Source organism: Janthinobacterium sp. EB271-G4-3-2, assembly GCF_020858035.1.
In the GTDB taxonomy this organism is placed as follows: domain Bacteria; phylum Pseudomonadota; class Gammaproteobacteria; order Burkholderiales; family Burkholderiaceae_D; genus Janthinobacterium; species Janthinobacterium aestuarii.
In genome coordinates this window covers 312918-339017 of the sequence record NZ_JACYMG010000002.1, presented here as the reverse complement: position 1 = coordinate 339017, position 26100 = coordinate 312918, and the positions used below count along the sequence as shown (strand labels likewise).

At 62.2% G+C, this 26100-nt stretch carries 24 protein-coding genes and 1 pseudogene; 17 read left to right on the top strand and 8 right to left on the bottom strand.

What is annotated here, in order from left to right:
- Window positions 1-237: 237 nt before the first annotated feature.
- From IGS55_RS06640 to IGS55_RS06625, 4 genes are all read left to right on the top strand, one after another.
- A complete protein-coding gene (locus IGS55_RS06640; protein ID WP_230515579.1) occupies window positions 238-465 on the top strand; it encodes a sulfurtransferase TusA family protein in 228 nt (75 codons plus the stop codon).
- Between the two features lie 243 nt (window positions 466-708).
- A complete protein-coding gene (locus IGS55_RS06635; protein WP_034759884.1) occupies window positions 709-1458 on the top strand; it encodes an electron transfer flavoprotein subunit beta/FixA family protein in 750 nt (249 codons plus the stop codon).
- A gap of 40 nt (window positions 1459-1498) precedes the next feature.
- Window positions 1499-2431: an electron transfer flavoprotein subunit alpha/FixB family protein gene (locus IGS55_RS06630; protein WP_230515578.1), complete on the top strand. Its 933-nt coding sequence runs from the start codon at window positions 1499-1501 to the stop codon at window positions 2429-2431.
- Window positions 2432-2523: 92 nt separating this feature from the next.
- Window positions 2524-4314: an acyl-CoA dehydrogenase gene (locus IGS55_RS06625; RefSeq protein WP_230515577.1), complete on the top strand. Its 1791-nt coding sequence runs from the start codon at window positions 2524-2526 to the stop codon at window positions 4312-4314.
- A 135-nt stretch (window positions 4315-4449) separates the two neighbouring features.
- Here IGS55_RS06625 and IGS55_RS06620 read toward each other — a convergent pair whose 3' ends face one another.
- Together IGS55_RS06620 and IGS55_RS06615 are read right to left on the bottom strand one after the other, a co-directional pair.
- Window positions 4450-5073: a glycine zipper 2TM domain-containing protein gene (locus IGS55_RS06620; protein ID WP_230515576.1), complete on the bottom strand. Its 624-nt coding sequence runs from the start codon at window positions 5071-5073 to the stop codon at window positions 4450-4452.
- Window positions 5074-5209: 136 nt separating this feature from the next.
- A complete protein-coding gene (locus tag IGS55_RS06615) occupies window positions 5210-5644 on the bottom strand; it encodes an NINE protein (RefSeq protein WP_230515575.1) in 435 nt (144 codons plus the stop codon).
- 288 nt (window positions 5645-5932) lie between these two features.
- On the opposite strand from IGS55_RS06615, the gene rpsP reads away from it, so the two are divergent.
- The 10 genes and pseudogenes from rpsP to IGS55_RS06565 all read left to right on the top strand — a co-directional run bounded on the left by rpsP (window position 5933) and on the right by IGS55_RS06565 (window position 13428).
- Window positions 5933-6184 carry a 30S ribosomal protein S16 gene (gene rpsP, locus IGS55_RS06610; protein ID WP_010395524.1) on the top strand — a complete coding sequence of 84 codons (252 nt, stop codon included), beginning with the start codon at window positions 5933-5935 and terminating at the stop codon, window positions 6182-6184.
- 13 nt (window positions 6185-6197) lie between these two features.
- Window positions 6198-6755 (top strand): ribosome maturation factor RimM, encoded by a 558-nt coding sequence (gene rimM, locus IGS55_RS06605; RefSeq protein ID WP_058051091.1) that lies wholly within the window; start codon window positions 6198-6200, stop codon window positions 6753-6755.
- 50 nt (window positions 6756-6805) lie between these two features.
- Window positions 6806-7552 carry a tRNA (guanosine(37)-N1)-methyltransferase TrmD gene (gene trmD, locus IGS55_RS06600; RefSeq protein ID WP_230515574.1) on the top strand — a complete coding sequence of 249 codons (747 nt, stop codon included), beginning with the start codon at window positions 6806-6808 and terminating at the stop codon, window positions 7550-7552.
- 130 nt (window positions 7553-7682) lie between these two features.
- Window positions 7683-8066: a 50S ribosomal protein L19 gene (gene rplS / locus IGS55_RS06595; RefSeq protein WP_010395528.1), complete on the top strand. Its 384-nt coding sequence runs from the start codon at window positions 7683-7685 to the stop codon at window positions 8064-8066.
- Window positions 8067-8263: 197 nt separating this feature from the next.
- On the top strand, window positions 8264-8923 hold the full coding sequence (locus tag IGS55_RS06590) for a CoA pyrophosphatase (protein ID WP_230515573.1): 660 nt from the start codon (window positions 8264-8266) through the stop codon (window positions 8921-8923).
- A 97-nt stretch (window positions 8924-9020) separates the two neighbouring features.
- On the top strand, window positions 9021-9980 hold the full coding sequence (locus tag IGS55_RS06585) for a CobD/CbiB family protein (RefSeq protein ID WP_034759859.1): 960 nt from the start codon (window positions 9021-9023) through the stop codon (window positions 9978-9980).
- 225 nt (window positions 9981-10205) lie between these two features.
- On the top strand, window positions 10206-10541 hold the full coding sequence (locus IGS55_RS06580) for a DUF3579 domain-containing protein (protein ID WP_029496213.1): 336 nt from the start codon (window positions 10206-10208) through the stop codon (window positions 10539-10541).
- Window positions 10542-10621: 80 nt separating this feature from the next.
- Entirely contained in the window at window positions 10622-11071 is a 450-nt protein-coding gene (locus tag IGS55_RS06575) for a CBS domain-containing protein (RefSeq protein ID WP_230515572.1), read from the top strand.
- A 78-nt stretch (window positions 11072-11149) separates the two neighbouring features.
- A pseudogene (locus IGS55_RS06570) lies at window positions 11150-11968 on the top strand (AraC family transcriptional regulator).
- Window positions 11965-13428 carry a carbon-nitrogen hydrolase family protein gene (locus IGS55_RS06565; protein ID WP_230515570.1) on the top strand — a complete coding sequence of 488 codons (1464 nt, stop codon included), beginning with the start codon at window positions 11965-11967 and terminating at the stop codon, window positions 13426-13428. The pseudogene IGS55_RS06570 and the gene IGS55_RS06565 overlap by 4 nt, the downstream one beginning before the upstream one ends.
- A gap of 193 nt (window positions 13429-13621) precedes the next feature.
- On the opposite strand, the gene IGS55_RS06560 is transcribed toward IGS55_RS06565, so the two are convergent.
- Window positions 13622-14362: a GntR family transcriptional regulator gene (locus IGS55_RS06560; RefSeq protein WP_034759852.1), complete on the bottom strand. Its 741-nt coding sequence runs from the start codon at window positions 14360-14362 to the stop codon at window positions 13622-13624.
- A gap of 459 nt (window positions 14363-14821) precedes the next feature.
- On the opposite strand from IGS55_RS06560, the gene IGS55_RS06555 reads away from it, so the two are divergent.
- The 3 genes from IGS55_RS06555 to IGS55_RS06545 all read left to right on the top strand — a co-directional run bounded on the left by IGS55_RS06555 (window position 14822) and on the right by IGS55_RS06545 (window position 20020).
- Window positions 14822-17473 (top strand): TonB-dependent receptor, encoded by a 2652-nt coding sequence (locus IGS55_RS06555; RefSeq protein WP_230515569.1) that lies wholly within the window; start codon window positions 14822-14824, stop codon window positions 17471-17473.
- 124 nt (window positions 17474-17597) lie between these two features.
- Window positions 17598-18911, top strand: a complete 1314-nt coding sequence (locus IGS55_RS06550) for a glycoside hydrolase family 18 protein (RefSeq protein ID WP_230515568.1) — start codon at window positions 17598-17600, stop codon at window positions 18909-18911.
- Window positions 18908-20020 (top strand): acyltransferase family protein, encoded by a 1113-nt coding sequence (locus tag IGS55_RS06545; RefSeq protein WP_230515567.1) that lies wholly within the window; start codon window positions 18908-18910, stop codon window positions 20018-20020. The genes IGS55_RS06550 and IGS55_RS06545 overlap by 4 nt, the downstream gene beginning before the upstream one ends.
- Here the strand turns inward: IGS55_RS06545 and IGS55_RS06540 are convergent.
- From IGS55_RS06540 to IGS55_RS06520, 5 genes are all read right to left on the bottom strand, one after another.
- Complete coding sequence (locus IGS55_RS06540; RefSeq protein ID WP_230515566.1) at window positions 20017-21219, bottom strand: DUF5009 domain-containing protein; 1203 nt, start codon at window positions 21217-21219, stop codon at window positions 20017-20019. The two genes, IGS55_RS06545 and IGS55_RS06540, sit on opposite strands and share 4 nt — an antisense overlap.
- Window positions 21220-21299: 80 nt before the next feature.
- Entirely contained in the window at window positions 21300-22604 is a 1305-nt protein-coding gene (locus IGS55_RS06535) for a tetratricopeptide repeat protein (RefSeq protein ID WP_230515565.1), read from the bottom strand.
- A 160-nt stretch (window positions 22605-22764) separates the two neighbouring features.
- The gene (locus tag IGS55_RS06530) at window positions 22765-23898 is read right to left on the bottom strand and encodes an ABC transporter ATP-binding protein (protein WP_230515564.1); all 1134 of its coding nucleotides are present in this window, start codon (window positions 23896-23898) and stop codon (window positions 22765-22767) included.
- Window positions 23899-23912: 14 nt separating this feature from the next.
- Window positions 23913-25235, bottom strand: a complete 1323-nt coding sequence (locus IGS55_RS06525) for an MFS transporter (RefSeq protein WP_230515563.1) — start codon at window positions 25233-25235, stop codon at window positions 23913-23915.
- Between the two features lie 26 nt (window positions 25236-25261).
- Window positions 25262-26098, bottom strand: coding sequence for a carbohydrate ABC transporter permease (locus IGS55_RS06520; protein WP_230515562.1), 837 nt, complete (start codon window positions 26096-26098; stop codon window positions 25262-25264).
- Between the last annotated feature and the right edge of the window lie 2 nt (window positions 26099-26100).

The window sequence follows — 26100 nt, the reverse complement described above, 5'->3', positions numbered from 1 at the left end:
AGCGTAAGCTAGCAGGCATGCGGGGTTTTCGTCCCACAGCCCCTTGAAAACGGCCCGCAGACGGTGTTTGCGGGCCGTTTTGCCGTGTGGAATCTCGTTGTGACACCACAACAGCCGATGAACTATTTTGGTGCAGCGCGTCAATGCCCCTGATTTAGAGTAGTATGTCGAAAATCAGTACAACAAAACAATGGTGGGATATTGATGATGAGCGACACACTACTTGATACCGAGATTATGGAATTTCACAAAGAACTCGACGCGCGGGGCTTGAATTGCCCGTTGCCGATTCTGAAGGCGAAAAAGGCTTTGTCAGAGCTGCATAGCGGGGAAGTGCTGCGCATCATGGCAACCGATCCCGGTTCCGTGCGCGACTTCCAGGCTTTCGCCAAGCAAACGGGCAATGCCCTGCTGTCGCATGTGCAGACGGGTACCGAATTCGTCTTCCTGATGCAACGCAAATAATTCTGCCAGCCGGGGCCGCCGTGGCGCGGCCTGGTTTTCCTTCCCGAGCCAGCCCTTTTGCTGCCCTGCAGCGTAGCGGCGGATACCCCTGAAATCCCCGAAGCTGGACAGTTTAGATGGATTGCTCTAACAAAAAATCGCACGATCGTGCTTAAATTCGGTTCAAGATTCAAATTTCTCTTATAATCGAACGCACAATCAGCACTTGATCCGTCATTTTTATAATTTCCCAAAGGCATAGCTATGAAAGTCTTGGTACCCGTCAAACGCGTGGTCGACTATAACGTCAAAGTCCGCGTCAAGAGTGACGGCACTGGCGTCGATACCGCCAACGTCAAAATGTCGATGAACCCTTTCGATGAGATCGCGCTGGAAGAAGCGATGCGCCTGAAAGAAGCCGGCAAGGTCACTGAAGTGGTCGCCATCTCCTGCGGCGTGACGCAGTGCCAGGAAACCCTGCGCACGGCCATGGCCATCGGCGCCGACCGCGGCATCCTGGTGGAAACGACGACCGAACTGGAACCGCTGGCCGTGGCCAAGCTGGTGAAATCCCTGGCCGAGAAAGAACAGCCGCAACTGATCATCCTGGGCAAGCAGGCGATCGATGACGACAGCAACCAGACCGGTCAGATGCTGGCAGCCCTGCTGGGTTGGCCGCAAGCCACGTTCGCTTCGAAAGTCGTGCTGGAAGACGGCAAAGTCACCGTCACCCGCGAAGTCGACGGCGGCCTGGAAACCCTGGCATTGACCTTGCCAGCGATCATCACCACCGACCTGCGTTTGAACGAGCCACGCTATGTGACCCTGCCGAACATCATGAAGGCAAAGAAAAAGCCGCTCGAGACCGTCAAGCCGGAAGACCTGGGCGTCGACGTTGCGCCACGCCTGAAGACCTTGAAAGTCGTCGAGCCAGCCAAGCGTTCGGCCGGCATCAAGGTCCCGGACGTCGCTACCCTGGTCGCCAAGCTGCGTACCGAAGCCAAAGTCATCTAAGCGGCTTTGCCGTCTATCCAGAACAATTACAGGACATATCATGGTCGCATTAGTTATTGCTGAACACGACAACGCTACCTTAAAGGGCAGCACCCACCACACCGTGACCGCGGCTGCCCAGTGCGGCGGCGACGTGCACGTGCTGGTCGCAGGTTCGAACGCATCGGCTGCCGCCGCTGCCGCCGCGCAAATCGCCGGCGTGACGAAAGTCATCGTGGCCGACGCGCCATACTTTGCCGACGGCCTGGCCGAAAACGTGGCCGAGCAAGTGCTGGCCATCGCCGGCAACTACAGCCACATCCTGGCGCCAGCCACCGCCTACGGCAAGAACATCCTGCCGCGCGTGGCCGCCAAGCTGGACGTGGCGCAAATCTCGGAAATCACCAAGGTCGATTCCCCTGACACCTTCGAGCGCCCGATCTACGCCGGTAACGCGATTGCTACCGTGCAATCTGGCGACAAGATCAAGGTCATCACCGTGCGCACGACCGGTTTCGACGCCGCTGCCGCCACCGGCGGTTCGGCTGCCACCGAAACCGTCGTCGCCGTTGCCGATGCCGGCAAATCGGCCTTCGTGGGCCGCGAACTGGCCAAGTCCGACCGTCCTGAACTGACCGCCGCGAAAATCATCGTGTCGGGCGGCCGTGGCATGGGTTCGGCCGAGAACTTCCACATCCTGGAACCGCTGGCCGACAAGCTGGGCGCCGCCATGGGTGCTTCGCGCGCCGCCGTCGACGCCGGCTTCGTGCCGAACGACTGGCAAGTGGGCCAGACGGGCAAGATCGTCGCGCCATCGCTGTACATCGCCGTCGGTATCTCGGGCGCGATCCAGCATCTGGCCGGCATGAAAGACTCGAAAACCATCGTCGCCATCAACAAGGATCCGGAAGCGCCGATCTTTGCCGTGGCCGACTACGGCATCGTGGGCGATCTGTTCGAGATCGTGCCGCAACTGGTCAAAGAACTGGGTTAAGTCACACCCCTTCCGGTTTTGTTACTGACAAAGCCACGCCGGCCCGCCCCACACGGCGAGCCGCGCGTGGCTTTTTTCTTGGAGAAAAGAAGATGAGCTATCAAGCCCCGCTGAAAGACATGTTGTTCGTGATGAACGAACTGGCCGGCCTGGCCGAAATTCACACATTACCGGGCTGCGAAGACGCCACGCCCGACACGGCCGAAGCCGTGCTGGAAGAGAACGCCAAGTTCTGCGGCGGCGTGGTGGCCCCTTTGAACGGCCCCAGCGACAAGGAGCCGAGCTTCTGGCACGACGGGCAAGTGACTACCTCGAAAGGCTTCAAGGAAGCGTTCAAGGCCTACGGCGAAGCGGGCTGGCAGGGCGTGCAGCATCCGACCGAGTTCGGCGGCCAGGGCTTGCCCAAGCTCCTGGCCACGCCGTGCATCGAAATGCTCAACTCGGCCAGCATTTCGTTCGCCCTCGTGGCCCTGCTGTCGGACGGCGCCATCGAAGCGCTGCTGACGGCCGGCAGCGACGAGCAAAAGGCCGTCTATCTGGAGAACCTGGTCTCCGGCAAGTGGACGGGCACCATGAATCTGACGGAGCCGCAGGCCGGTTCCGACCTGGCCGCCGTGCGCACGCGCGCCGTGCCGCAGGAAGACGGCACCTATAAAGTATTCGGCACGAAGATTTTCATCACGTACGGCGAGCACGACATGGCGGAAAACATCGTCCACCTGGTGCTGGCCCGCACGCCGGACGCGCCCGCCGGCGTGAAAGGCATCTCGCTGTTCATCGTGCCGAAGTTCCTCGTCAATGCCGACGGCAGCCTGGGCGCGCGCAACGACGCGCACTGCGTCTCCATCGAGCACAAGCTGGGCATCAAGGCCAGCCCGACAGCCGTGCTGCATTTCGGCGACCACGGCGGCGCCATCGGCACCCTGGTGGGCGAGGAAAACCGCGGCCTCGAGTACATGTTCATCATGATGAACGCGGCCCGCTTCGGCGTCGGCTTGCAGGGCATCGGCCTGGCCGAGCGCGCTTACCAGCAGGCCGTGGCGTTCGCCAAGGACCGCGTGCAGTCGCGCGACCTGGCCGGTTCGCCTGGTCCCGTTTCCATCATTCACCACCCGGACGTGCGCCGCATGCTGATGTCCATGCGTTCGCAAACGGAGGCGGCGCGCGCGCTGGCCTACGTGGGCGCGGCCATCAGCGACGTGGCGCACCACCATCCGGACGCGGACGTGCGCGCGGAAAGCCTGGCCACCTATGAATACCTGGTGCCCGTGATCAAGGGCTGGGCCACGGAAATGTCGCAGGACGTCACGCGCGACGGCGTGCAAGTGCATGGCGGCATGGGTTTCATCGAAGAAACGGGCGCCGCCCAGCATTACCGCGACGCCAAGATTCTCACCATCTACGAAGGTACGACGGCCATCCAGGCGAACGACCTCGTGGGCCGCAAGACGGTGCGCGACGGCGGCGCCGTGGCGAAAGCCATCATCGCCCAGGTGCGCGCCACGGAAGCACAGCTGGGCGAGCTGACGGGCGCCGACTTCCAGGCCATGCAGCGCCACCTGGCCGAAGGCAGCGCCGCGCTGGAAGCCGTGGTCGAGTATGTGGTGGCGAACATGAAGACGGACATCAAGGCCGTGTTTGCGGGCAGCGTGCCGTATCTGAAGCTGGCCGGCATCGTGCTGGGCGGCTGGCAGATGGCGCGCGCGGCCGTGGTGGCGCAGCAAAAGCTGGGCGAGGGCAGCGGCGACGCCGCGTTCTACAAGGCGAAAATCGCCACGGCCCGCTTCTTTGCCGACCACATCCTGTCGCAAGCGCCAGGCTTGCGCGCCACCATCATCGACGGCAGCGCCGGCGTGATGGCGCTGTCGGAAGAGCAGTTTTAAGTTGACGCCGGGCCGGCGGGAGCCGGCTGAATGCAAAAAAAGCGCTGGAGATCGCTCTCCAGCGCTTTTTTTAACCACAAAGACAAATGCCGGGGTCAGACCCGCCGGGTCTGACCCCAGATTTACTCTGCGTTCTTAGCGGCGGGCGATGCCGTTGCCCGAGTTACGTACCAAGTCGCCAGCCGCCAGGCCAGGGTCCTGGTCAAATGCGAAATCGGCCTTGGCGCCCGTTTCGTATTGCACGGTGACGGTCCACGTCTTGGCGTTCTTCATGTGGCCTTCGACTTGCTTGCCTGCGTAAGCGCCGCCAGCGGCGCCGGCCAGGGTGGCCAGGTCCTTGCCGCGTCCGCCGCCGACCTGGCGGCCCAGCAAGGCGCCGGCCACGCCGCCGCCGATCATGCCCAGGGCGCCGCCTTCGCCCGCTTTTTCAGTGACGTTGACTGCCAGCACCTTGCCGCACTCGGCGCAGATCTGATGTTGCTGCTTGGAAGGCTGGCTGGCGTAGGAATTGCCCGCCTTTTGCGCGGCCTTGGCGTTGATGATGGCCTGGTCGTATTCGCCCTTGGCGTCGCGCAGGCATTGCATGCGGGCTTTCGAGCTGGTTTCTTCTGCGCACAATTTCTTGTCGTCCGCATAGCGGGTGCTGGCTTGCTTCGTGTCGTACGCGTATTGCGCCTTCGGCGACAGGTTTTGCGCGAAAGCGGAGGTGCTGAACAGTGCCGTGACGGCGACTGCGAGGATGAGTGGGCGACGAATCATGATCTTCTCCTAGGGGGTGTTAAATGAACCAGTAATGTCGGCATTGTGAATGCAGTATAGAGGAAAATCATGATTGCTTACCAACACTTACATGTGCGTGTGGCGTACCTTGATGGCGGTGGTTGCCGCATGGAAATTAACCGTAGGCGCCGCCTGTGTACAGCAAGTCGAACAGGCGCGCCATGGTGGCGATCAGCACGCCCGCGCCTAGCATCAAGGTAGCGACCAGCACGACGGCCAGGGGCCAGCCCGTGTCCGACACGCGGCCGGAGGCGGCGTTGTAGCGCGCATCCCATTTGTCGTCCGGCATCAGGCCCAGCACCAGCGCTTCCAGGAAGCCGCCCAGCGCGGACAGGGTCAGCGGCAATATTTGGTAAAACCAGTCGGCCTCGGGAAACAGCTGGCGCAGCAGCAAGCTGGCGGGCAGGGCGGCCAGGTGTAGCCAGCCCCAGCGGTCCTTGGCGCCGTGCAGGTAGAAGCGGTGGGCGCCCAGGCATCCCAGCAAAAAGGCCAGCAGGCTGGTGAATGCCTTGTTCTTGTGCGACTGTTGCAAAATGGTGGCGGTGGTCATGGGACTCCAGAGTTGCTCATCGGTAAAGATTGTCAGTATCGGTCATTCCCTGCCGCAACGATAGCACTTTCGTGCCGTGTTCAGGCGATGCCGACGCGTGCCGCCGCCGCCTGGGCGTGGCATCGGCGGCACGATACACGCACGCGCCTATTGCGTCTTCGGCCATGACTGGTCATAATGTTTGATTAGCCCAAATTACACGCCCGTCATCATAACGCTTGCTGCCTGGCGGTAAAGCGCGCTATAATTTGCGGCTTTTTCCGCCTCAGCACACTTTTTGGAAATATTATGGTCGTTATTCGTTTAGCTCGTGGAGGCGCCAAGAAGCGCCCGTTCTTCAACATCGTCGCTACTGATTCGCGCAATCGCCGCGATGGTCGCTTCATTGAGCGTATCGGTTTTTACAACCCGATGGCGCAAGGTGGCGAAGTTCCACTGCGTATCACCGCAGACCGTCTGGCCTACTGGCAAGGCGTTGGCGCACAATTGTCGCCAACCGTTGCTCGCCTGGTAGCCAGCAACAACAAAGCAGCAGCTTAATTAGATCACTGGTTTGACGGTCAAGACTGCATCCGGGGTGAAAGTCCCCGATGACCTGGTACAGGTAGGCTATGTCTCCGGTGCTTATGGCATTGCTGGCGGAGTCAGGATCACTCCTTTCTCCGACGACGCGGATGCATTATTAAGCGTCAAAACCTGGTGGTTTGATAAACCGACCTTGCATGATGTTCAAGTCAGGCAAGCGAAGTTACACGGCGGCGACGTCGTGGCCCAGCTGGTGGGTGTGGTCGGGCGGGATGCCGCGGAAGCGCTGAAAGGCGTCTCTGTGCAAATTCCGCGTAGCCATTTCCCGACGCTGACGGCCGATGAATTTTATTGGTCCGATCTGATCGGACTGACAGTCGAGAATTTGCAAGGCGAGTGCCTCGGCACAGTGCATGACATGATGAGCAATGGTCCGCAGTCGATCTTGCGCGTTACGCCCGTCGCCACTGCCGATGAGACCGTTGAAAAGGCGCCTGAGCGCCTGATCCCGTTTGTTGGCCAGTTTGTCATTAACGTTGACAAGGCTGCCAACAAGATCACGGTCGACTGGGGCCTCGATTATTAAACCGCCTGCGCTTAACTTTGCGCCGGGCAAACTTTGCAGGATGGTGAGCGATGCAATTTGATGTCGTGACCCTGTTCCCGGAAATGTTTGCCGCGCTGACGCAGTCGGGTGTGACCCGGCGCGCCTTCGAGCAGGGGAAGTGTGGCTTGTCGCTGTGGAATCCCCGTGATTTCACGACCGACAATCACCGTACCGTGGATGACCGCCCGTATGGCGGCGGCCCCGGCATGGTGATGATGGCCCGTCCCCTCGAAGCGACAATTAATGCCGCGAAGCAGCGCCAGACCGCATTGGGACTGGCGGCGCCCCGCGTGGTGTTCATGTCGCCGCAAGGCCGTCCGTTGACGCACGAGCGCGTCACGCAGCTGAAAGCCGAACCTGGTTTGGTGATTCTGTGTGGCCGCTATGAAGCCGTGGACCAGCGTTTGCTGGACCGTTGCGTCGACGAGGAAATCAGCGTCGGCGACTTCGTCCTGTCGGGCGGTGAATTGCCTGCCATGGCGCTGCTGGATGCGGTGATCCGTTTGTTGCCGGGTGTCTTGAACACCGAGGCATCGGCCATCGAGGACAGCTTCGTCAATGGCTTGCTCGATTCGCCGCACTACACGCGGCCGGAAACATATGAAGGCATGGCCGTGCCGCCCGTCTTGATGGGTGGCAATCATGCCGAGATCGTCAAGTGGCGCCGCCAGCGCATGCTGGAAGCGACCGCGACAAAGCGGCCTGACCTCTTGGTCGGTGCACGCGCCGCCGGCTTGCTCAGCAAGACCGACGAAAAATTCTTGGCCAGCCTGTAAGCCGTCTCCGGACGGTGGCAGGGTGGCCAGTAGTGCCGGGCATGTTGCCCATATTGTGTTACCCATCCTCTACCGGGCGGATACTTGCTATCCACAGTGCGCCGGCATGATGGTTTTCGGAGTGTTAAAAATGGACTTGATTCAACAATTAGAGCAGGAAGAAATTGCTCGTCTGGGTAAAACCATTCCTGAATTCGCACCAGGCGATACCGTTATCGTCAGCGTCAACGTAGTCGAAGGTACGCGCAAGCGCGCCCAGGCTTACGAAGGCGTCGTTATCTCCCGTCGTAACCGTGGCCTGAACTCGAACTTCATCGTTCGCAAGATCTCGTCCGGCGAAGGCGTTGAGCGTACGTTCCAACTGTACTCGCCGCTGATCGCTTCGATCGAAGTGAAACGCCGTGGTGATGTTCGCCGCGCCAAGCTGTACTATCTGCGTGAGCGTTCGGGTAAATCGGCGCGTATCAAAGAAAAATTGCCAAATCGCCGCGTTGTGGCGAAAGCAAGCGCGTAATATCAGCGTCTGCGTTGGGAAAAGGGGTGCCGTATTGGTGCCCCTTTTTTTATGGTGACACCTGGCAAAACCTGCTACGCGTCGGTATAGGCAGCCTGCGATGCTCACCGTGCTAGAGCACGGTTACGCGTCTCGGCTACCTCTTCCTTCCGCTCGCGACGCTTTTGCCAGGTGCTTTTAATCATGAGGGAGGGGCAATGGCCACCATCGCATTTGATCCCAAACAACTCGCCATCGATTCGATCGCCGGCGAGGCGGCGCTGGACGCCGTGCGCCTGACGCCGGACTGGCTGCGCCAGCGCCTGGCAGAACAGCCCGACTGGCAGCCCGAGATTACCCAGGATTTCCTTTCCGCCCGCGCCGTACCCGTGCGCGCCGCCGTACTCATTCCCCTCGTGCAACGCCCGCAAGGCTTGACCATCTTGCTGACCATGCGCACGGACCACCTGAGCAGCCATGCGGGGCAGGTCAGCTTTCCCGGCGGGCGCAGCGAAGCCTTCGATGCGTCGCCCATCGCCACGGCCTTGCGTGAAACGGAAGAAGAAGTGGGCCTGGCGCGCGAGCACATCGAAGTGCTCGGTTGCCTGCCCGAATACCTGACGGGCACCGGCTACCAGGTCACGCCCGTGGCGGGCCTCGTGACGCCGCCGTTCGAGCTGCGCGCCGACCCGTCGGAAGTGGCGGAAATCTTCGAAGTGCCGCTGGCTTTCCTCATGGATGGCCTCAACCATCAACGCCTGTCGGTGGAATTGCCCGGCGGACGGCGCTCGTTCTACGCCATGCCGTACGAGCGCTTCTACATCTGGGGCGCCACCGCCGGCATGCTGCGCAATCTGTTTCACCTCTTGCGCGCGTAAAATGGCGTCCCGCACGTAATAAGTTTGATTCCAGCACTGCACTGCGCTATCGTAGCGGGCATTGCGGTATTGCTGAAAAAGACAAAAAGGACGTTTGATGACATTTCTCTCCATACTTTGCGCATTGCTGATCGAGCAGCTCAAACCTTTGCGCGCGGACAATCCGATCTACGCCGAAATCAAGAGCCTGGCAATGCGCATGGAGACCTGGTTCAATGCCGGCCACGCCAACCATGGCCGCATGGGCTGGTTCCTCATGATCGGCGTGCTGATGGTGCCGACGGCAGGCATTTACTGGCTGCTGCAGCATTATCAGCTGACCCTGCTGGCCTTTGCCTGGAACGTCCTCATCGTCTACCTGACCCTGGGCTTCCGTCACTACAGCCATTACTTTACGTCCATCCAGCTGGCCCTGAGCGCCGGCGACGAGGCGACCGCCCGCACCTTGCTGGCCGAGTGGACCAAGCTCGACACGGTGGGCATGGAAGCGAGCGAAATCGCCCGCATCGCCGTGGAAAAAGCCCTGGTCACCACGCACCGCAACGTGTTTGGCGTGTTCTTCTGGTTCCTCATGCCGCTGGGCCCTGCCTGCGCCGTGATGTACCGCGTGGCCGAATACCTGGCGCGCGCCTGGAACGAGCCCGAGCACATGCGCAATGAAGCGTTCGGCCAGTTCGCCGCGCGCGCTTTCTACTGGATCGACTGGATCCCCGTGCGCCTGACGGCCGTGGCGTTTGCCGTGGTCGGCAATTTCGAGGACGCCATCTACGCCTGGCGCAATTTCGCCCAGCGCTGGCAGGACGAGGCCATCGGCATCATCCTGACGGCTGGCGGCGGCGCCATGGGCGTACGCCTGGGCACGCCGGCGGAAACGGCGGCCCGCGTGCTCGTCACGCCGGACATGGCCGTCGATGACAGCGACAGCGAAAGCGATATCCTGCCTGGCGAAGAGCCGGGTGCGCGCGCCTTGCAGAGCACGGTGGGCCTCGTCTGGCGCGCCTTGCTGCTGTGGATGCTGCTGTTGTTGCTGATGTCGGGCGCCGTTTTCCTCGGCTGACGCGGGCGCACACGCGCCATCCATGCGCCTTGCGCGTGGAACAAGGTTAAAATAGGGGCTGGCGCGTGATGCGTGCCGGCCCCTGTTTGCATCGTCAGGGCAGATCGAGGTAGAACCCAAGTCTTCTATAAGATATAATACTGGCTTACCGCAGCAAACGTAGTTGAATTACCAGCCCGGCCTACCCGCCGGGGCCATTCACGCAATCCAGTCCCGACAAGCCACATGGCCGAGTTATCTCAAAAAACAGGGGAACTCTCAGACGAGTTCTTCATCCTTGGTCTCACCAGCAATGGCAAGCAATTCCGACCCAGCGATTGGGCCGAGCGCCTTTGTGGAGTGATGTCCTGTTTCAATCCCGAAGGCGGCGGGCGCAACGCGCACCTCCAGTATTCTCCCTACGTGCGCCCGACCGTCGTCAATGGCGTCAAGTCGGTGGTGGTCAACACCAAGCTGCGCGAGATCGAGCCGATGGCGTTTCACTTCGTGCGCGAATTTGCCAAGGATAACGACCTGCAAATCGTCGAAGCCTGCTTCCTGCCGCCCCCCGAAGAAAAATAAGTCGTTTCAATTGATGTGCCTCAAACCCGCCACGGCGGGCTGGCGTAGCGTGGACACTCTGTCTCAAACGGAGTGGCGACATGCGTATCGGCGACATCTGTACCCTGCACACCATCCATTGCCAGCGTGACACCAGCGTGCAGGACGCGGCGCTGCTGATGCGCCAGCACCATGTGGGCGACCTGATCGTGGCCGAACAGCCAAACGGCGAACGCGTGCCCATCGGCATCCTCACCGACCGCGACATCGTCATTTCCGTCATCGCTCTGGGCCTCGATCCGGCCAGCCTGCTGGTGGGCGACATCATGAGCGCGCAGCTGCTCACCGCCAGCGAAGAAGAAGACGTCTATGACATCATCGAACGCATGCGCGTCAACGGCATCCGCCGCCTGCCTGTGGTCAACAGCCTGGGCGCGCTCTCGGGCGTCGTCAGCATCGACGACCTGCTGGCCTTCCTGGCCGAAGAGATGGCCGAGCTGGCGCGCATCAGCAGCGGCCAGCTCGTACATGAAAAGCGCACGCGCAAATAAGTCCGCATTGCGCAATTCCAATCAAATCCCCGTTACTCGAAAATGCTACAGTCGCTGCTCGTTCAACGGGAAGCGTTCATGCACACTCTGGCCAAGGCACTCTGGTATATCGAATCGCATTATGCGCAGAATCTCTCGCTCGGTGACATCGCCCGCGTGGGCGGCGCCTCGCCGTACCACCTGACGCGTGCGTTTGGCCTGGCCACGGGCCACTCCGTGATGCGCTATGTGCGGGCGCGCCGGCTCAGCGAGGCGGCGCACGCGCTGGCCCAAGGCGCGCAAGACATCCTCGCCGTCGCCCTGGAAGCAGGCTATAGTTCCCATGAAGCATTTACGCGGGCCTTCCGCGACCAGTTCCATGTCACGCCGGAAAAGGTGCGGGCCCAGCGCCACGTCGCCAACCTCGCGCTGGTGGACGCCCTCAAAATGGATGTGGCGCCAGGTGTGCCTTTGGCGCCGCCCCGTTTCGAGCAGGGCCCCGCCTTGCTGGTGGCGGGACTCGTCGAACGCTATCGCGCAGAAACGGCCGCCGGCATCCCCGCCCTGTGGCAGCGCTTCCTGCCCCATGTGGTGCCCGGCCAGCTGGTGTATGGCGTGTGCTGCAACAATGACGACGCGGGCAATTTCGATTACCTGTGCGCCATGCCGGTCAGTGACTTTTCCCAGGCACCCGATGGCTGGACGCGGCTGCGCATCGCCCCGCAGCGCTATGCCGTGTTTCATCACTGCGGGCATATTTCCACCATTCGCGCCACCTGGCGCACGGTGTGGAACGAATGGCTGCCCCAGTCGGGGCTGTAAGTGGCCGACGCGCCCGACTTCGAGCGCTACGACCGGCAATTCGATCCCGCCAGCGGTGTTGGTGGCGTGGAAATCTGGCTCCCCTTGAAAGCATGAGCATGTTCAATACCTTGTCTGCGCCAGCCCTGTTCGCCGGTGGCGCCGCGCTGCGCCAGCGCCTGTTGCAAATTGCCGCCGCGCTGGCGGCCGGCCTGCCTTTGTACTGGGTGCTGGGGCCGCAGCCGCTGGGCCCGCTGGCCTGGTGCGCGACGCTGCCTGTGTTGTGGCTGGCCCTGCGTTCGTCGCGCCGCGATGCGGCCTGGATGACGTTGCTGGCCGCCATGCTGGGCTTGTCAGCCAACGTTGCCTATTTCCGCCTGCTGATGCCCTTGCCGGCCGTGCTGGCCGCGATCACCGTCAAGGCGCTGCTGTGGCTGCTGGTGGTGCTGGCCACGCGGCGCCTCGTGCTGCGCTATCGGGCAAGCTGGACGGTGCTGGCGTATCCCGTGCTGTGGGTGGCCATCGATACGCTGATGGCGGCCTTGCTGCCGGACGGTAACTGGGGCAGCCTCGCGTATTCGCAAGCGGATAACCTTGCCGTGCTGCAGGTGGTGGCCCTGGCGGGCGTGCCTGGCCTGCTGTTTTTGCTGTGCCTGGCGCCCTCCGCGCTGGCCTTGCTGCTGGCGGGAGGCCGCGCGTATGCGCCAGCGGCGGGCGTGACCGGGTTGCTGCTGGCGGCCGCATTCGCCGGTGGCGCCTGGCGCGTGCACGGCGCCCCGGTATCTGGCGGGCCGCTGGCGGGGCTGGTGGCCATCGATGACTTTATCGGCCCGGCCACGCCGCCGGCGCGCGCGCAAGCCATCTGGGACCAGTACGCGCGCCACGTCGAACAGTTGGCCGGGCAGGGTGCCAGGCTGGTGCTGATGCCGGAAAAGATAGCGGTGCTGGCCCCTGCGCAGGCGGATGCCGTGCGGCAGCGTTTCCAGGCGCTGGCGCGCGGCACGGGCGCGTGGATCACCGTGGGTGTTGGCGTGCAGGACGCTGCCGGCCGGCGCAACCTGGCCTGGTTGTTCGCGCCCGATGGCGCCGCGCCCGTCAGCTATCAAAAACATCATCTGGCGCCGCCCGAGCGCGAGTTTCTTGCCGGCAGCGCGTATGCCGTGCAGCCGGTGGCGGGTCTAGCCATGGGCCTGGCCATCTGTAAAGATATGCATTTCGCGCCCCTGGGGCACGCGTATGGCGCGGCCGGGGCGCAAACGATGCTGGTGCCGGCCTGGGACTTCCAGCTCGACGACTGGATGGGCGCGCGCATGACGGTCGTGCGCGGCGTGGAAAACGGTTATGCGGTGCTGCGCGCGGCACGCGAGGGCGTGCTGACGGTCAGCGATGCGTATGGCCGCGTGCTGGCGGAGCGCGCCAGCAGCGCCATGCCGGGCAGCACCTTGCTGGCGCCGCTGCCGGCGCACCCGCCCATCGCCACCTGGGCCGGGTGGCTGGGGCCGCTGTTCGGCTGGCTGTGCGTGGCGCTGGGTGTGATTTTGCTGTGCGTGGGCCGCCGCGCCGGCCCTGCTTCTTGATGCATAAGGCCACGTTTTGCTGCAATGCGCAAAACCGCATTGCGCGGCCTTCTTTTATATTCCCGCGCAGGCCGCCACATAATCGCCGCCGGTGATTGCACCATTGCCGTGCATATTGAAACGCGATGCCGGCATATATATTGCACCGCAATAAATGGTGTTATCTGGTATTCGTGAAATGGAGCGGCTGGTATTAATTGGTACTTAATTCAGCCACGAAGTCATACATATCGCCGCGGAAGTAGGAGCGGCAAAATTCCACGGCGCGGCCGTCGCGCAAAAAGCCCAGCCTTTCCACCGACAAGCCCGCATCGCCTTCCTCCGCCTGCAGCAGGCTGGCCTGCTCCCCCGTCAATAAAAGCGCGCTCAGCCGCTGCAAGGCGCGCACGGGCCGGTTGCCCGCCTGTTCCAGCGCGTCGTACATCGATACGTCGACGGCGTCGAGCGCCGGCAGGCAACTGGCGACGATGGTCGCATATTCCAGGCACATCGGCACCTCGTCCGCATAGCGGATGCGGTGGAAGCGGTACACGGGCGCGCCCGGCGACAGCCGCAGCCGCAAGGCCTCTTCCGGCGTCACGGTGCCCTCTGCGCGCTTGAGCCACACGCTGCGCGGCGTGCGTCCGCGCGCCCGCATGTCTTCGGAAAACGAGGTCAGCTTGGCGAAGTTTTTCTCGATGCGCGTATTGATGAAATTGCCCGAGCCGGGGCGGCGCACCAGCAAGCCCTCGTTGACGAGGCCATCGATGGCCTTGCGCACGGTGATGCGCGAAACGGCCAGGTCGCTGGCCAGCTGGCGCTCGGCCGGCAGGGCTTCGTCGGGGCCGAGGATGCGCTTGTCGATCGCTTCGCGCAGCGCGCGCTGCAGTTGCTGGTACAGGGGCAGGCTACTCGTCTGCCCCAGGCCTTGCATGATGTGAGCCAGGGTTGTCATACGCTGAGGGTCTCCGTTACGGCGCGTTGCAGACGCGCTCTGTATCTGTTTTGTGTCGCTGGATAATACCAAAAAAGACCGTTGTAAAACCAATTTGAATTATCAGGCCGGCAATTTATGCGTGGTCCCGCTGTTATTTAACCCGCCCATACGGGCTACAAATTGATTTCGGTGAAGTGGTCTGTGTGATTCAAACAACGTTATAAAAAAAAAGTTGCAACTGGTAGTGTTCTGGTATTGGATAGTAGTATATTGGCGTTGAATTGGTTTTGTAAGTGGTTGTGCCGAAGGGTCTGCAGCATGCCGCGAGAGTGGGCGGGCTGGAAAGAAGACCTACGTTAAAAATGAAAAGGTTCCAATCCTGGGGCCTAAATCAAGGGGGAGTACATGAAACGCAATTTGACAGCTAGCTCTGCAGCACGCAATTTGACGCCTATCGCCGCTGCTGTGGCTATGTTGATGGCAGGTGCGAGTTTCTCGGCGCATGCGCAGGAAGCCGTGACAGCCAAGCCGGCGGCAACGGCTGAAGTTGATGAAGGCCAGACCGTCGTCGTGACGGGTATCCGCGCATCGCTGCAACAATCCTTGAACCAAAAACGCAATTCCGACAGCCTGGTCGAAGTGATCACGGCTGAAGACGTGGGCAAGATGCCTGACAAAAATATCGCCGACTCGCTGCAACGCGTGCCAGGCGTCAGCGTCGCCGCTGCGGGCGGCAACGAAGGCAGCTTTGGCGAGAATGACCGCGTGGCACTGCGCGGCACACCGTTCGGCCTGACCCTGACCACCTTCAATGGCCACTCGGTCAGCAGCGGCGACTGGTTTGCCGACAACATCATTGGCGGCGGCCGCAGCGTCAGCTTCTCGCTGTTCCCATCCGAACTGATCGGCCGCGTCACCGTGCATAAAGGTTCGCAAGCGAACCTGCTGGAAGGCGGCGCGCAAGGCGTGATCGATATCGAATCGCGCAAACCGCTGGACTTCAAGAAACAAATTACGGGCCAGGTCAGCCTGGGCGCCGTGTACTCGTCCAACTCGGGCAAGAAAGATCCGCAAGTAAGCGGCATGCTGAACTGGAAGAACGATGCCAACACCATGGGTGTGATGGTGCAGGGCTTCTATCAGAAGCGCAAACTGAGCCGTGTCGGCCAGGAAAATGGCGTCTGGTATGACGGCGTTGCCGCGGATTCGGCAGTCGCTGGCGCCTTGCCAGGTTCGGCCGGCGGCCGCGTCAACTACATGGGCGGCACCGCCTGGTTCGAACAGGAACGCACCCGCAAGGGCGGCCTGATCGACGTGCAAATCAAGCCGACCAGCGCGCTGACCCTGGACTTCACCCTGTTCCATTCCGAACTCGATGCGCCGAACATCAACCATAACTTCATCCAGACCGTAGGCCTGGAAACGGGCAGCAAGGGTGGTTACCCTGTCGGCAACGTCAGCGGCACCTACAAGGGCGGTATCGTCACGGGCCTGCACACCACCGTGCCAGCCAATTGCGGCGCCGTCTGCGCCGGCTATTCCAGTGCCGTGCAGGAAGAGTTCAGCCGTCCTGTGGCGGAAAGCAAGTCCGACTTCTTCAATATCGATGCCAAATACCGCGTCAACGACCGTCTGACCTTCTCGGGTAAAGTCGGCACGACCAAGGGCGTCGGCAACACGGAAAGCGGCGCGCTGGGCGTTTGGATGCCTTGGACGGGCGGCGGCTACACCCAGAACGGCGCCAGCCATGGCGTGATCTACGATACCCCGGGCGCGAACAAGTTCTCGATCGGCGGCCGTCAGGCAACGCCTTACACCTACGGTTCGCACGTCACCGCGAACGACAAGGAAACCTATGGCCAGATCGACGGTATCCTGAAACTGGACTTGCCAGCGATCTCGTCGGTGGAATTCGGTGCCCGCGTCGCGGAACACAAGCGTGACCTGACCGCCATCGGCATCGTCGCCAAGCCTTCGCTGGGCGTCACCGCCAATCTGCCGATGGATGGCCTGACCTCGTTCCCAAGCAACTTCAAGGACCTGGGCGTGAACGGCGCCGGCTACTGGACGTTCTCGCAAGCGAGCGTCAACAAGTGGCTCAAGGATAACGCCACGTACCAGGGCAACCTGCGCCAATCCGAGTTCAACATCAAGGAACCGACCCAGTCGGTGTACGCGATGGCGAACTTCGGCACGGAAGGCCTGTCGGGTAACTTCGGCGTGCGTTATGTGCACACCAAGGAAGACGTCAACCGCTATGAGCTGAACCCGGCTGCCCAGTACGAAATCAAGAACTACACCAACACGTACAATGATTTCTTGCCTAGCGCCAACTTCCGCCTGGATGTGACGAAGGATATCATCGGCCGTTTCGGCATCAGCCGCACCATGGCCCGTCCTGAACTGGGCATGATGGCCGGCCTGGATCTGCGCGACAACCAGCTCGACGGCAACGCCGGCAATCCTAACCTGCGTCCTATCCGCTCGAACAACGCCGACATCGGCGTGGAATGGTACTTCGCGCCGAAATCTATGGTTTCGGCTGGCATCTTCTACTCGTCGCTCGATGGCTATGTGACCTACGGCAAGGGTGTGACGACGTTCTACAACCAGTTGCAGAACAAGTTCACCCAGTATGAAGTTGGCACGCCAACCAATACCACGGCGGAAGTCAAGGGCCTGGAACTGTCGTATGTACAAGCGTTGCCGGGAGGCTTCGGTGTGAACGCCAACTACACCTATACCGATGGCAAGGAAACGGGCAACGTCAAGGGTTCGCCATGCGGTGATTTCGGCGAATGCACGATGATCGGCACCTCGAAAAACGCGTATAACATTGGCGCGTTCTTCGAGAACGACAAGTTCAGCGCACGCCTGACGTACAGCTACCGTTCGGAATTCCTGAACGGCACCTCGCGCCGCAGCGCCGCCTACCAGGCTGGCATCGGCGGCCTGTCCGCATCGATCGCCTACCAGCTGACGGAGAACCTGGCCATCACCCTGGACGGCAAGGACCTGAACAATCCACTGTCGCGTTCGACCATCAAGACCCCTGGTTCGGATGACATGCCAGGCGCGTTCTACAAGAACGGCCGTCAGATCTACCTGGCACTGCAAGGCAAGATGTAAGACGTTTTATGTAGTTGATGCCCCCCGGCGGACACCCGGGATGGCATGACAATGGCGGAGCGCAGCTGGCTCCGCCATTTTTTTTATTGCAAGATGCTTTTCTTTACATGGTGGAATACCTCCGATGACATTACATGCAATGCTGGCTTGCTTCGCCTGCGCGCTGCCGCTGGCCGCCTCCGCCGCTCCCGCCGCACCGGTCTTCTCGCCGGAAGTGGTCGCCTACTATCCCGGCTGGAAATCGGCCGATTTTCCCGTTAACGAACACAATATTCGCGCCGGCAATGTCAGCCTGATCCAGTATGCGTTCGCCGACATCTGCTGGGATGGCGAACATGGCAACCCGGCACCCGACGGCGGCGGCGTGAGCGCTTGCCTGGATGCGCAGGGCCAGCCGTCCCGGCCGGCCAATGGCAGCATCGTGCTGCCGGCGCCGCAAGCCGATACCGACAACTTGCGCAGGCTCAACGCGCTCAAGCAAGATAGTCCACGGCTGCGTGTCCTGCTGTCAGTGGGCGGCTGGATCTGGTCGAACCGTTTTTCAGACGTGGCCGCCACGCCGTCCGCGCGCCGGGCGTTCATCGCTTCCGCGCTGGAGCTCGTGCGCCGGCACGGTCTCGACGGGATCGATATCGACTGGGAGCATCCGGCCACGGGGGGAATCCCCTGTATCGAAGGCAAGGTCTGCCACCGTAGCGACGACAAGGAAAACTATGTGCGTCTGGCTAGCGAACTGCGCAGCGCCTTCGACCAGGCAGGCAAGCAAGCCGCTGGCCGCCATTACCTGATCACCATTGCCGCCGGCGCGCATGCCAGCCTGAGCGACGACAGCGATGCCGCGCCCGGCTGGATGGCCCGCCTGGCGGCGCAGCTGGACTGGATCAACCTGATGACGTATGACTACCGCGGCGTGTGGGATGCCGGGAATGGCCAGCTGGCGCCCTTGTATGCCGACCCGGCCGATCCGCAGCGCGACAAGGCTTTGCATGCGGACGCCACCGTGACGCTTTTCCTGCGCGCCGGCGTGCCTGCTGACAAGCTGGTGCTGGGCGTGCCCTTCTATGGCTATGGCTGGAAACAGTGCGCCGCCGGTCCCCGCGGCGATGGCCTGTACCAGCCTTGCCAGGGCGCGGCCAGCGGTAATGACGGTACGCCGACCTTCACTTACCGGCACCTGATCGAACACGGCTACCTGGCCGATGGCAAGGGCGCGCGCGGCTTCCAGCGCCATTGGAATGCCGCGTCGCAAGTACCGTATCTGTACAACCGCGACAGCGGCGTCTTCATCAGCTACGAAGATGCGCAATCGCTAGGCCATAAAGTGCGCTATATCCGCGACAAGGGTTTGCGCGGTGGCATGTTCTGGGAATTGAGCGGCGATGCGCAGCATGTGCTGGGCACGGCCCTGGCGCCCATCCTGAAAGGGGCGCAGCCATGAACCAGCGCTACCTCGCCCTCGACGTCCTGCGCGGCCTGACCGTCGCCCTGATGATCGTCGTCAATACCCCTGGCGACTGGGGCAGCGTGTATGCGCCGTTTCTGCATGCCGAATGGCATGGTTTTACCCTCACGGACCTCGTCTTTCCCAGCTTTCTGTTTGTCGTCGGCAATGCGCTGGCCTTTGCGCTGAATAGATATGAAAATCTCGGCCATGGCGCCGTGCTGGCCAGGCTGTGCCAGCGCAGCGCGCTGATCTTTTTGCTGGGCTTCCTGCTGTACTGGTTTCCCTTCTTCAAGATCGATGATGCGGGCCAGTTCGCCTGGTCGCCGCTGTCGCACACGCGCATTCCCGGCGTGCTGCAGCGCATCGCCGTGTGCTACCTGGCCGCCGCCCTGATCCTCCATTACTGGAAGACACGGGGCGCGCTCGTCTTCAGCGCCTGTGCCTTGCTCGGCTACTGGGCCATCCTCGCGGCTTGGGGCGACTACAGCTTGCATGGCAATGCGCCGGCCAAGCTCGATTTGATCTTGCTGGGCGACAGCCATCTGTACCACGGCGAAGGCATCGCCTTCGATCCGGAAGGCGTGCTCGGCACCTTGCCGGCTATCGTCAATGTGATTGCCGGCTACCTGGCGGGCAGCTTCGTGCGCCAGGCGGCGCCGGCGCAGCTGCGTGCCGCGCTGTATCGGCTGGTGGTGGCCGGCGTCATCTGCGTGGCCGTGGCCCTGTGCTGGAACGAGGTATTCCCGATCAACAAGAAGCTGTGGACCAGCTCTTACGTGATGCTCGGTATCGGCCTGGACTTGCTGCTGCTGGCGCTGCTGATGTTCGTCATCGACGTGCGCAAGATCACGGGCTGGACCTACTTTTTTGAAGTCTTCGGCAAGAACACCCTGTTCATTTACCTCGTGTCGGAAGTGCTGGTGATCATTGCGTTTACCGTGCGTACCGGCGGCGGCAATCTGTACCAGTCGCTGTACCAGCACTGGTTCACGGGCTGGGCGCCGGCGCGCGTGGGCTCCTTGCTGTTTGCCGTCAGCTTCATGCTGCTGTGCTGGCTGATCGCCTACGCCATGGACAAGCGCAAGATCTACATCAAGGTCTAGAATTTCAATTTCAGGCCGTAGCGCGTGGCCACGGCCGTCAACAGCAGCATCAGGGCGGTGACGGCGGCCGCGTTCCACAGGCCGGCAGCGCCGCCCGTCTCCCAATACGGCCACCAGACGGGCGGCAAGTGCAGCACGGCCGCCAGTTGCTGCCACAGGTCGGGCACGATGTAGGCGAACAGGGCGTTGGTGCCGGCCGGCAAGAGCACCACGGCCCAGGCGCGCCAGCGCCACACGTCGATGACGATGTAAAACACGAGGAACAGCGCCAGGATGAGGGCGCTGCACACGAGCGTGTAGGATTCCGTCGCCGCGATCTTGTTGATGTGGTGATACGGCCGCAGCAGCATGCCGGCCGCGAACAGGCCCAGCGCGAACCACGCCATGAAGCGGACGCGCTGCCCATGGCTCAGGGCGGCGCCGCGCAGGAACAGCTGGCCCACCAGGGTGCCGGCCAGCACGTTGGCCGCCGTCGAACCGAGCACTTGCGGCACGTTGACGAAAGCGTTGATGCCTGCCGGCAGGAAATCGAGGCTGCCCGCCGTGCCGCCCATGTACAGCGCGAGCAGCAGGGCAAACATGCCCATCAGGGCCGTGCCGCTGCCCCGGCACGCCAGGTACAGCAAGCTGCACAGCAAATAGGACCAGCCTATCATGCCGAGGATGCCCCACCACGACGGTTGCAGCCAGGTGCTGGAAAATTCCGCGTTCAGTTCGCCGCGGAACGTCGCCAGCAGGAACAGCATCAGGATGCCGCCCATTGCCAGCTCCAGCTTGCCCGCGCCCTGGCGCCACAGCAGTATCATCGCCCCATAAAACAGCAGGAAGTACAAAGCCTGTGGCAGCGGCGCCGCCTGCGCATCGTAGCGGTAGGCGTTGGCCAGCACGACGCCGGCCAGCATCAGGCTGGCGGAGCGCCACAGCAGGCGCCCCAGCAAGGCTGGCGTGACGTGGCCGCAATGGCGCTGCAAGGCCAGCGGTATGGCCATGCCGACCATGAACAGAAAGCCGGGAAAGACCAGGTCTGGCATGGTGATGCCGTCGGCGCGGGGACCCGCATGTTCGAGCCACCAGGCAATGCCGGGCATGCCGGCCAGGTAGTTGACCCAGATCATGATGACGATCACGCAGCCGCGGAAGGCGTCCAGGCTGGTCAAGCGTTCGGCGGCGGTGGCAGTGGCGACAGTGGCTGGCGGCATGGAAGAATGAAAAAGGTCGAAAAAAAAGCAGCCCCGGCGTGAGCCGGGAACTGCCTTGCGCATGCTGGCGGGAACAGGAATTACTGTGCCGCTGCTGCCGGTGCCGCCGCTGCCGTGGCAGGACGGTTCAGCCACAGGATCCAGTAGCGGGCCAGGTCGCCCACGCCGTCGCCGCCCTTGACCGTTTCCAGAACCTTGATGGCATCGTCTTTCTTGCCAGCCATGGCGTAGGAATAACCGAGGCGCAGCTTGGCGTCTTCTGGACGCTTCAGGCCGCCCTTGGCGATGCCTTTCTCGATCAGGTCGATACCTTTGTCGAACTGGTCCATCGTCACGAAGGCGTAACCGAGGTTGATCAAGCCCGTGCCATCCTTGCTCTTCATGGCCGATGCTTCGCCGCTGGCGATGTTCTTCGCATCGTCCGCGGCGGCCTTGCTGGCCTGGTCACGCAGCTTCTTGTGCTTGGCGGCACTCGCGCCCGTGCCCAGCACGCCTTTGGCAAAGCCCGCGTCGAGGACTTTTTTCGCTTCCGTCGGGAAGGCGTTTTGCAAGGCGATTTCAGCCATGTCGCTGTAATCTTGCGGCGGCATGGTGCCCACGGCCTTGAATTGCAGGCGCAGCACGTCGAGCGCGAAGCGGTCGGAATAGCCGGCCTTGCCTTGCAAGCGGCCCAGCAGGTCGCTCCAGTAGTCGTCCGACGGGTAGTAGCGCACCAGGTTTTCCATGGCGATCAGGTAGGTGGCCGGATCCTTGCTTTTCGAGCCCGTGTTGGCCAGCAATTGCAGTTCTTCGATGGTCGGCGTCTTGCCCGCTTGCTGCTTGGCCGTCACGTCCGCCATCAGTTCCTGTTTCGCGCGCGCGAAATCATTGCTGAAGTAATAGGCGCGGATGATGTAGGGACGCACGGTGGCCACGTCGCCGGTTGCCGTCTGGTAACGGGTGAACCATTTGATGGCGTTCGGGTAATCTTTGGCGTTGTAGTGGTAGTTGGCCAGCGCCTGGATGAAGTCGCCTTCCGATTTCTTGTCCAGCTTGCCTGATTCGATGACCGCTTCCAGCGCCGTCATGGCCATAGGCGCATTGTTGGTGGTTGACGCCAGCGCCACGCGCAGGCGGTTCAGCACGAACGTTTCATACGGCGTCAGGGCCGGAATGGCGGCAGCCTGGTCGATGCGGCTTTGCACGTCGGCGTAGTTTTTGGCATCCATCGATGCCTTCACGGCGGTCGGATCGAGCAGCTTGAACACTTCAGGGCGTACCGAATCGGCCGGGGCGGCAGCGGCGGCGGCTGGCTTGGCATCCTGCGCGTGCGACAGCGATGGCAGGACATTGAGGCCGATGGCGGCCAGGAGCAGGCTAAGACGGGCAAGACGGAATTGGGACATGGGTTATCCTTCAATCAATAACAAAAATACGCACCGGCACTGGCAGCCGCAACGTCGTGTAGTAGCATTGCCAGAGGGGCAAGGAAGCTCGAAAAAATACATTTCTGCCAGTCTGCCTGCACAAGTCAAACAGAAGCGGCATGATACAAAACGGCTATTGTCACATAAACGGCTGAGCGGGTGCGGCAAACGTGCGCGCCAGGGCTTGCCCTTTGGCATCGAACAGCAGGCAGCGCTGTGGCGGCAGGTGCAGGCGCATGGCGTCGCCCGCGTGGCGCAAGCCTTCTTCTGCCGGCAGTTTGACGGCCAGCATCTCGTTCACGCCCGGCATGCTGGCGTAAACGACGGCCACGTCGCCCAGGTATTCGACATGGCTGACGGCCGCGTCGACGACGTTGTCGCCTGCATCGTTCGCGTGCCGCAGGCTGACATGCTCGGCGCGCACGCCCAGGGTCAGCTGGTCGCCCGGCGCCACGCCATCGCCCTGGGCCTCGACGTCGATGACGGTGCCGCCGGGCAGGCGCATGGACACGGAACCGGGGCCGCAGGCGACGGCCTCGCAAGCGATGAAGTTCATCTTCGGCGCGCCGAGGAAGCCGGCCACGAACAGGTTGCCGGGGTTGTTGTACAGCTCGTGCGGGCTGCCTACCTGCTCTATGCGCCCGCCGTTGAAGACGACGATGCGCTCGCCCAGGGTCATGGCCTCGACCTGGTCGTGCGTGACGTAGATCATGGTGGTCTTGAGCTCCTGATGCAGGCGTGAAATCTCCACGCGCATCTGCACGCGCAACGATGCATCGAGGTTCGACAGCGGTTCGTCGAACAGGAAGACCTTGGGCTTGCGCACGATGGCGCGGCCGATGGCCACGCGCTGGCGCTGGCCGCCCGACAGGTCTTTCGGCTTGCGTTTCAACAGTGGCGTGATCTGCAGGATCTCGGCCGCGTGCTCGACGGCGGCGCGCACCTCGGCCTTTTTATGTCCGGCCAGGGAGAGGGCGAAGGCCATGTTCTCGTACACCGTCATATGCGGGTACAGGGCGTAGCTCTGGAAGACCATGGCCAGGCCCCGCTCGGCCGGCGCGATATCGTTGGCCAGCTGGCCGCCGATATGCAGCTCGCCGTCCGTGATGTCTTCCAGCCCCGCGATCATGCGCAGCAGCGTCGATTTGCCGCAGCCGGACGGTCCCACGAAGACGACGAATTCGCCGTCGCGGATATCGAGGTCGATGCCGTGGATGACGGGGTGCTTGTCGTCGTACAGCTTGACGATGTTCTTTAAAGCGATATGTGCCATGAAGTGCTTCTATCCTAGCTTGCGCTGGCCGGCGCGGAGGTGGCGCCGGCGTCAGATGGGTCGGAGGTATCCTTCGGGCCGATGCGCATGAAGCGCGACAGGATCAATACGGGCACGGCCGACACCAGCACCCACAGGAAAAAGGTCTTGTAGCCGAGCGCCGTCTGGATGTCGCCGCTGATCATCTTGAACAGCACGAAGCCCAGCTGCATCACGCCGGTGGCGAACGCATAGTGGGCCGTCTGGTACTTGCCCACGGAGACGACCTGCATCATGAACAGGATCAGGCCGACGAAGCCGAAGCCATAGCCGAACATCTCGACGCTGAGCGCGGCCGTGATCAGGGTCAGGTCGGTCGGCATGCTGTGGCTCAGGTAGTAGAACACCAGGTTCGGCAAGTTCATGGCCAGGATCAGGAAGAACATGGCGCGTTTCAGGCCCAGCCACGACGTGAAGTAGCCGCCGCCGATGCTGCCCAGCAAAAAGGCCACGGTGCCGGCCGTGCCGTACACGGCGCCCACTTCCGTCGTCGACAGGCCCAGTCCCCCCAGTTCGCGCGCTTCGCGCAGGAACAGCGGGCCGATGGTCTGCACTTGCGCCTCGCCCGCGCGGAACAGGATGATGAAGGCGATCATGCCCCAGATGCCGGGCTTTTTCAGGAAATCGACCAGCACGTCCCACAGGGTGCGGCTGATGCCGGCCACGCTCTTGTCGGCCACGGCCGCGTTGCGCACCTGCGGCAGCGCCCACAGGTGGTAGGCGGCCAGCGACAGCATCATGGCGCCGATGATCAGGAAGATCACCGACCAGGCGGGCTTGATGCCGATTTTTTTCTCCAGGTAGCCGGCCAGGATCACCAGGCCGCCCAGCGAGATGAATTTTCCCGCATTGAAGAAGGCGCCTTGCCAGCCCGCGTAGGCCGCCTGCTGCTTGTCTGACAGGCTGGCGATATACAGGCCGTCGCAGACGATGTCGTGCGTGGACGAGGCCAGCGCGGCGACGAACAGCACGGCGATGCAGGCGGCGAACCACAGCGGCGTCTGCAGCGCCAGCGCGATCAGGCCCAGGCTCAGGCCACCGGCGAACTGGAACAGCACCACCATGGTCTTCTTGCTCGACGCCAGTTCCAGGAAGGGGCTCCACAGCGACTTGAAGACCCAGGCAAAGCCGATCAGGCCCGTCCAGCGGGCGATCTGGTCGTTCGGCACGCCCATGCTCTTGAACATCAGGCCGGCCACCAGGGCCACGGCGTAGAACGGCAAGCCCTGGGCGAAGTACAAGGTGGGCACCCAGGTGATCGGGCTGCGTTTGTTGATGCTGATGCGCTTGTCGTGCATGGAGGCTTCCTTATCGAGAGACGTTTTCATTTGACAGCGCCGTCCATGCCGCGCATGAAGAAGCGTTGGGTAAACAGGAAGGCGAGCAGGGTCGGCACGATGGTGATCAGGGTGCCGGCCGCGATCACGCGCGTGCTGCTGCCGAAGGTGCCGCGCAGGTACAGCACGCCCACCGACAGGGGGAATTCATCGGGTTTGCTCATGACGATGGATGGCCAGATGTATTCGTTCCACGATTCGACGGCCGTCAGGATGCCGACGGTGGCCAGCCATGGCGTAATCAGCGGCAGCATGATGCGGCTGAAGATGACCCACTCGGACGCGCCGTCGACACGCGCCGCATCGATCAGGTCTTGCGGCACTTCCTCGAACGCCTGCTTGAGCAGCAAGATGGCCACGGCCGTCACCACGTTGGGCAGGATCACGCCCGTGTAGGTATCGACCAGGCTCATTTGCGTGATGGTGATGAAGTTGACGAGGAAATTCACCTCGGACGGCAGCACCAGGGTGGCCAGGATCAGGCCGAACACGAGTTTGCGGCCGCGGAATTTCAGGCGCGCCAGCGGATACGCGGCCAGTGAACACAGCAGCAGTTTCCAGAACACGGTGAACACGGCGATCAGCACGGAGTTCTTGAAGAACGACCAGATCGGGATGGCATTGAACACTTCGATGAAGTTGTCCAAGGACGGCGCCTTCGGCCAGAAGGTGGGCGGAAAAGCGAAGATATTGCCTTGCGTGGAAATGGCCGTCACCAGGGTCCACCAGAAAGGGAAGACGCAGACGACGGCGATGGCGCACAGCACGGCATAGTGGCCAAGTATCTGCAGGCGGGTTTTCAGGGGGCGGGAACGGAGTTTCATGG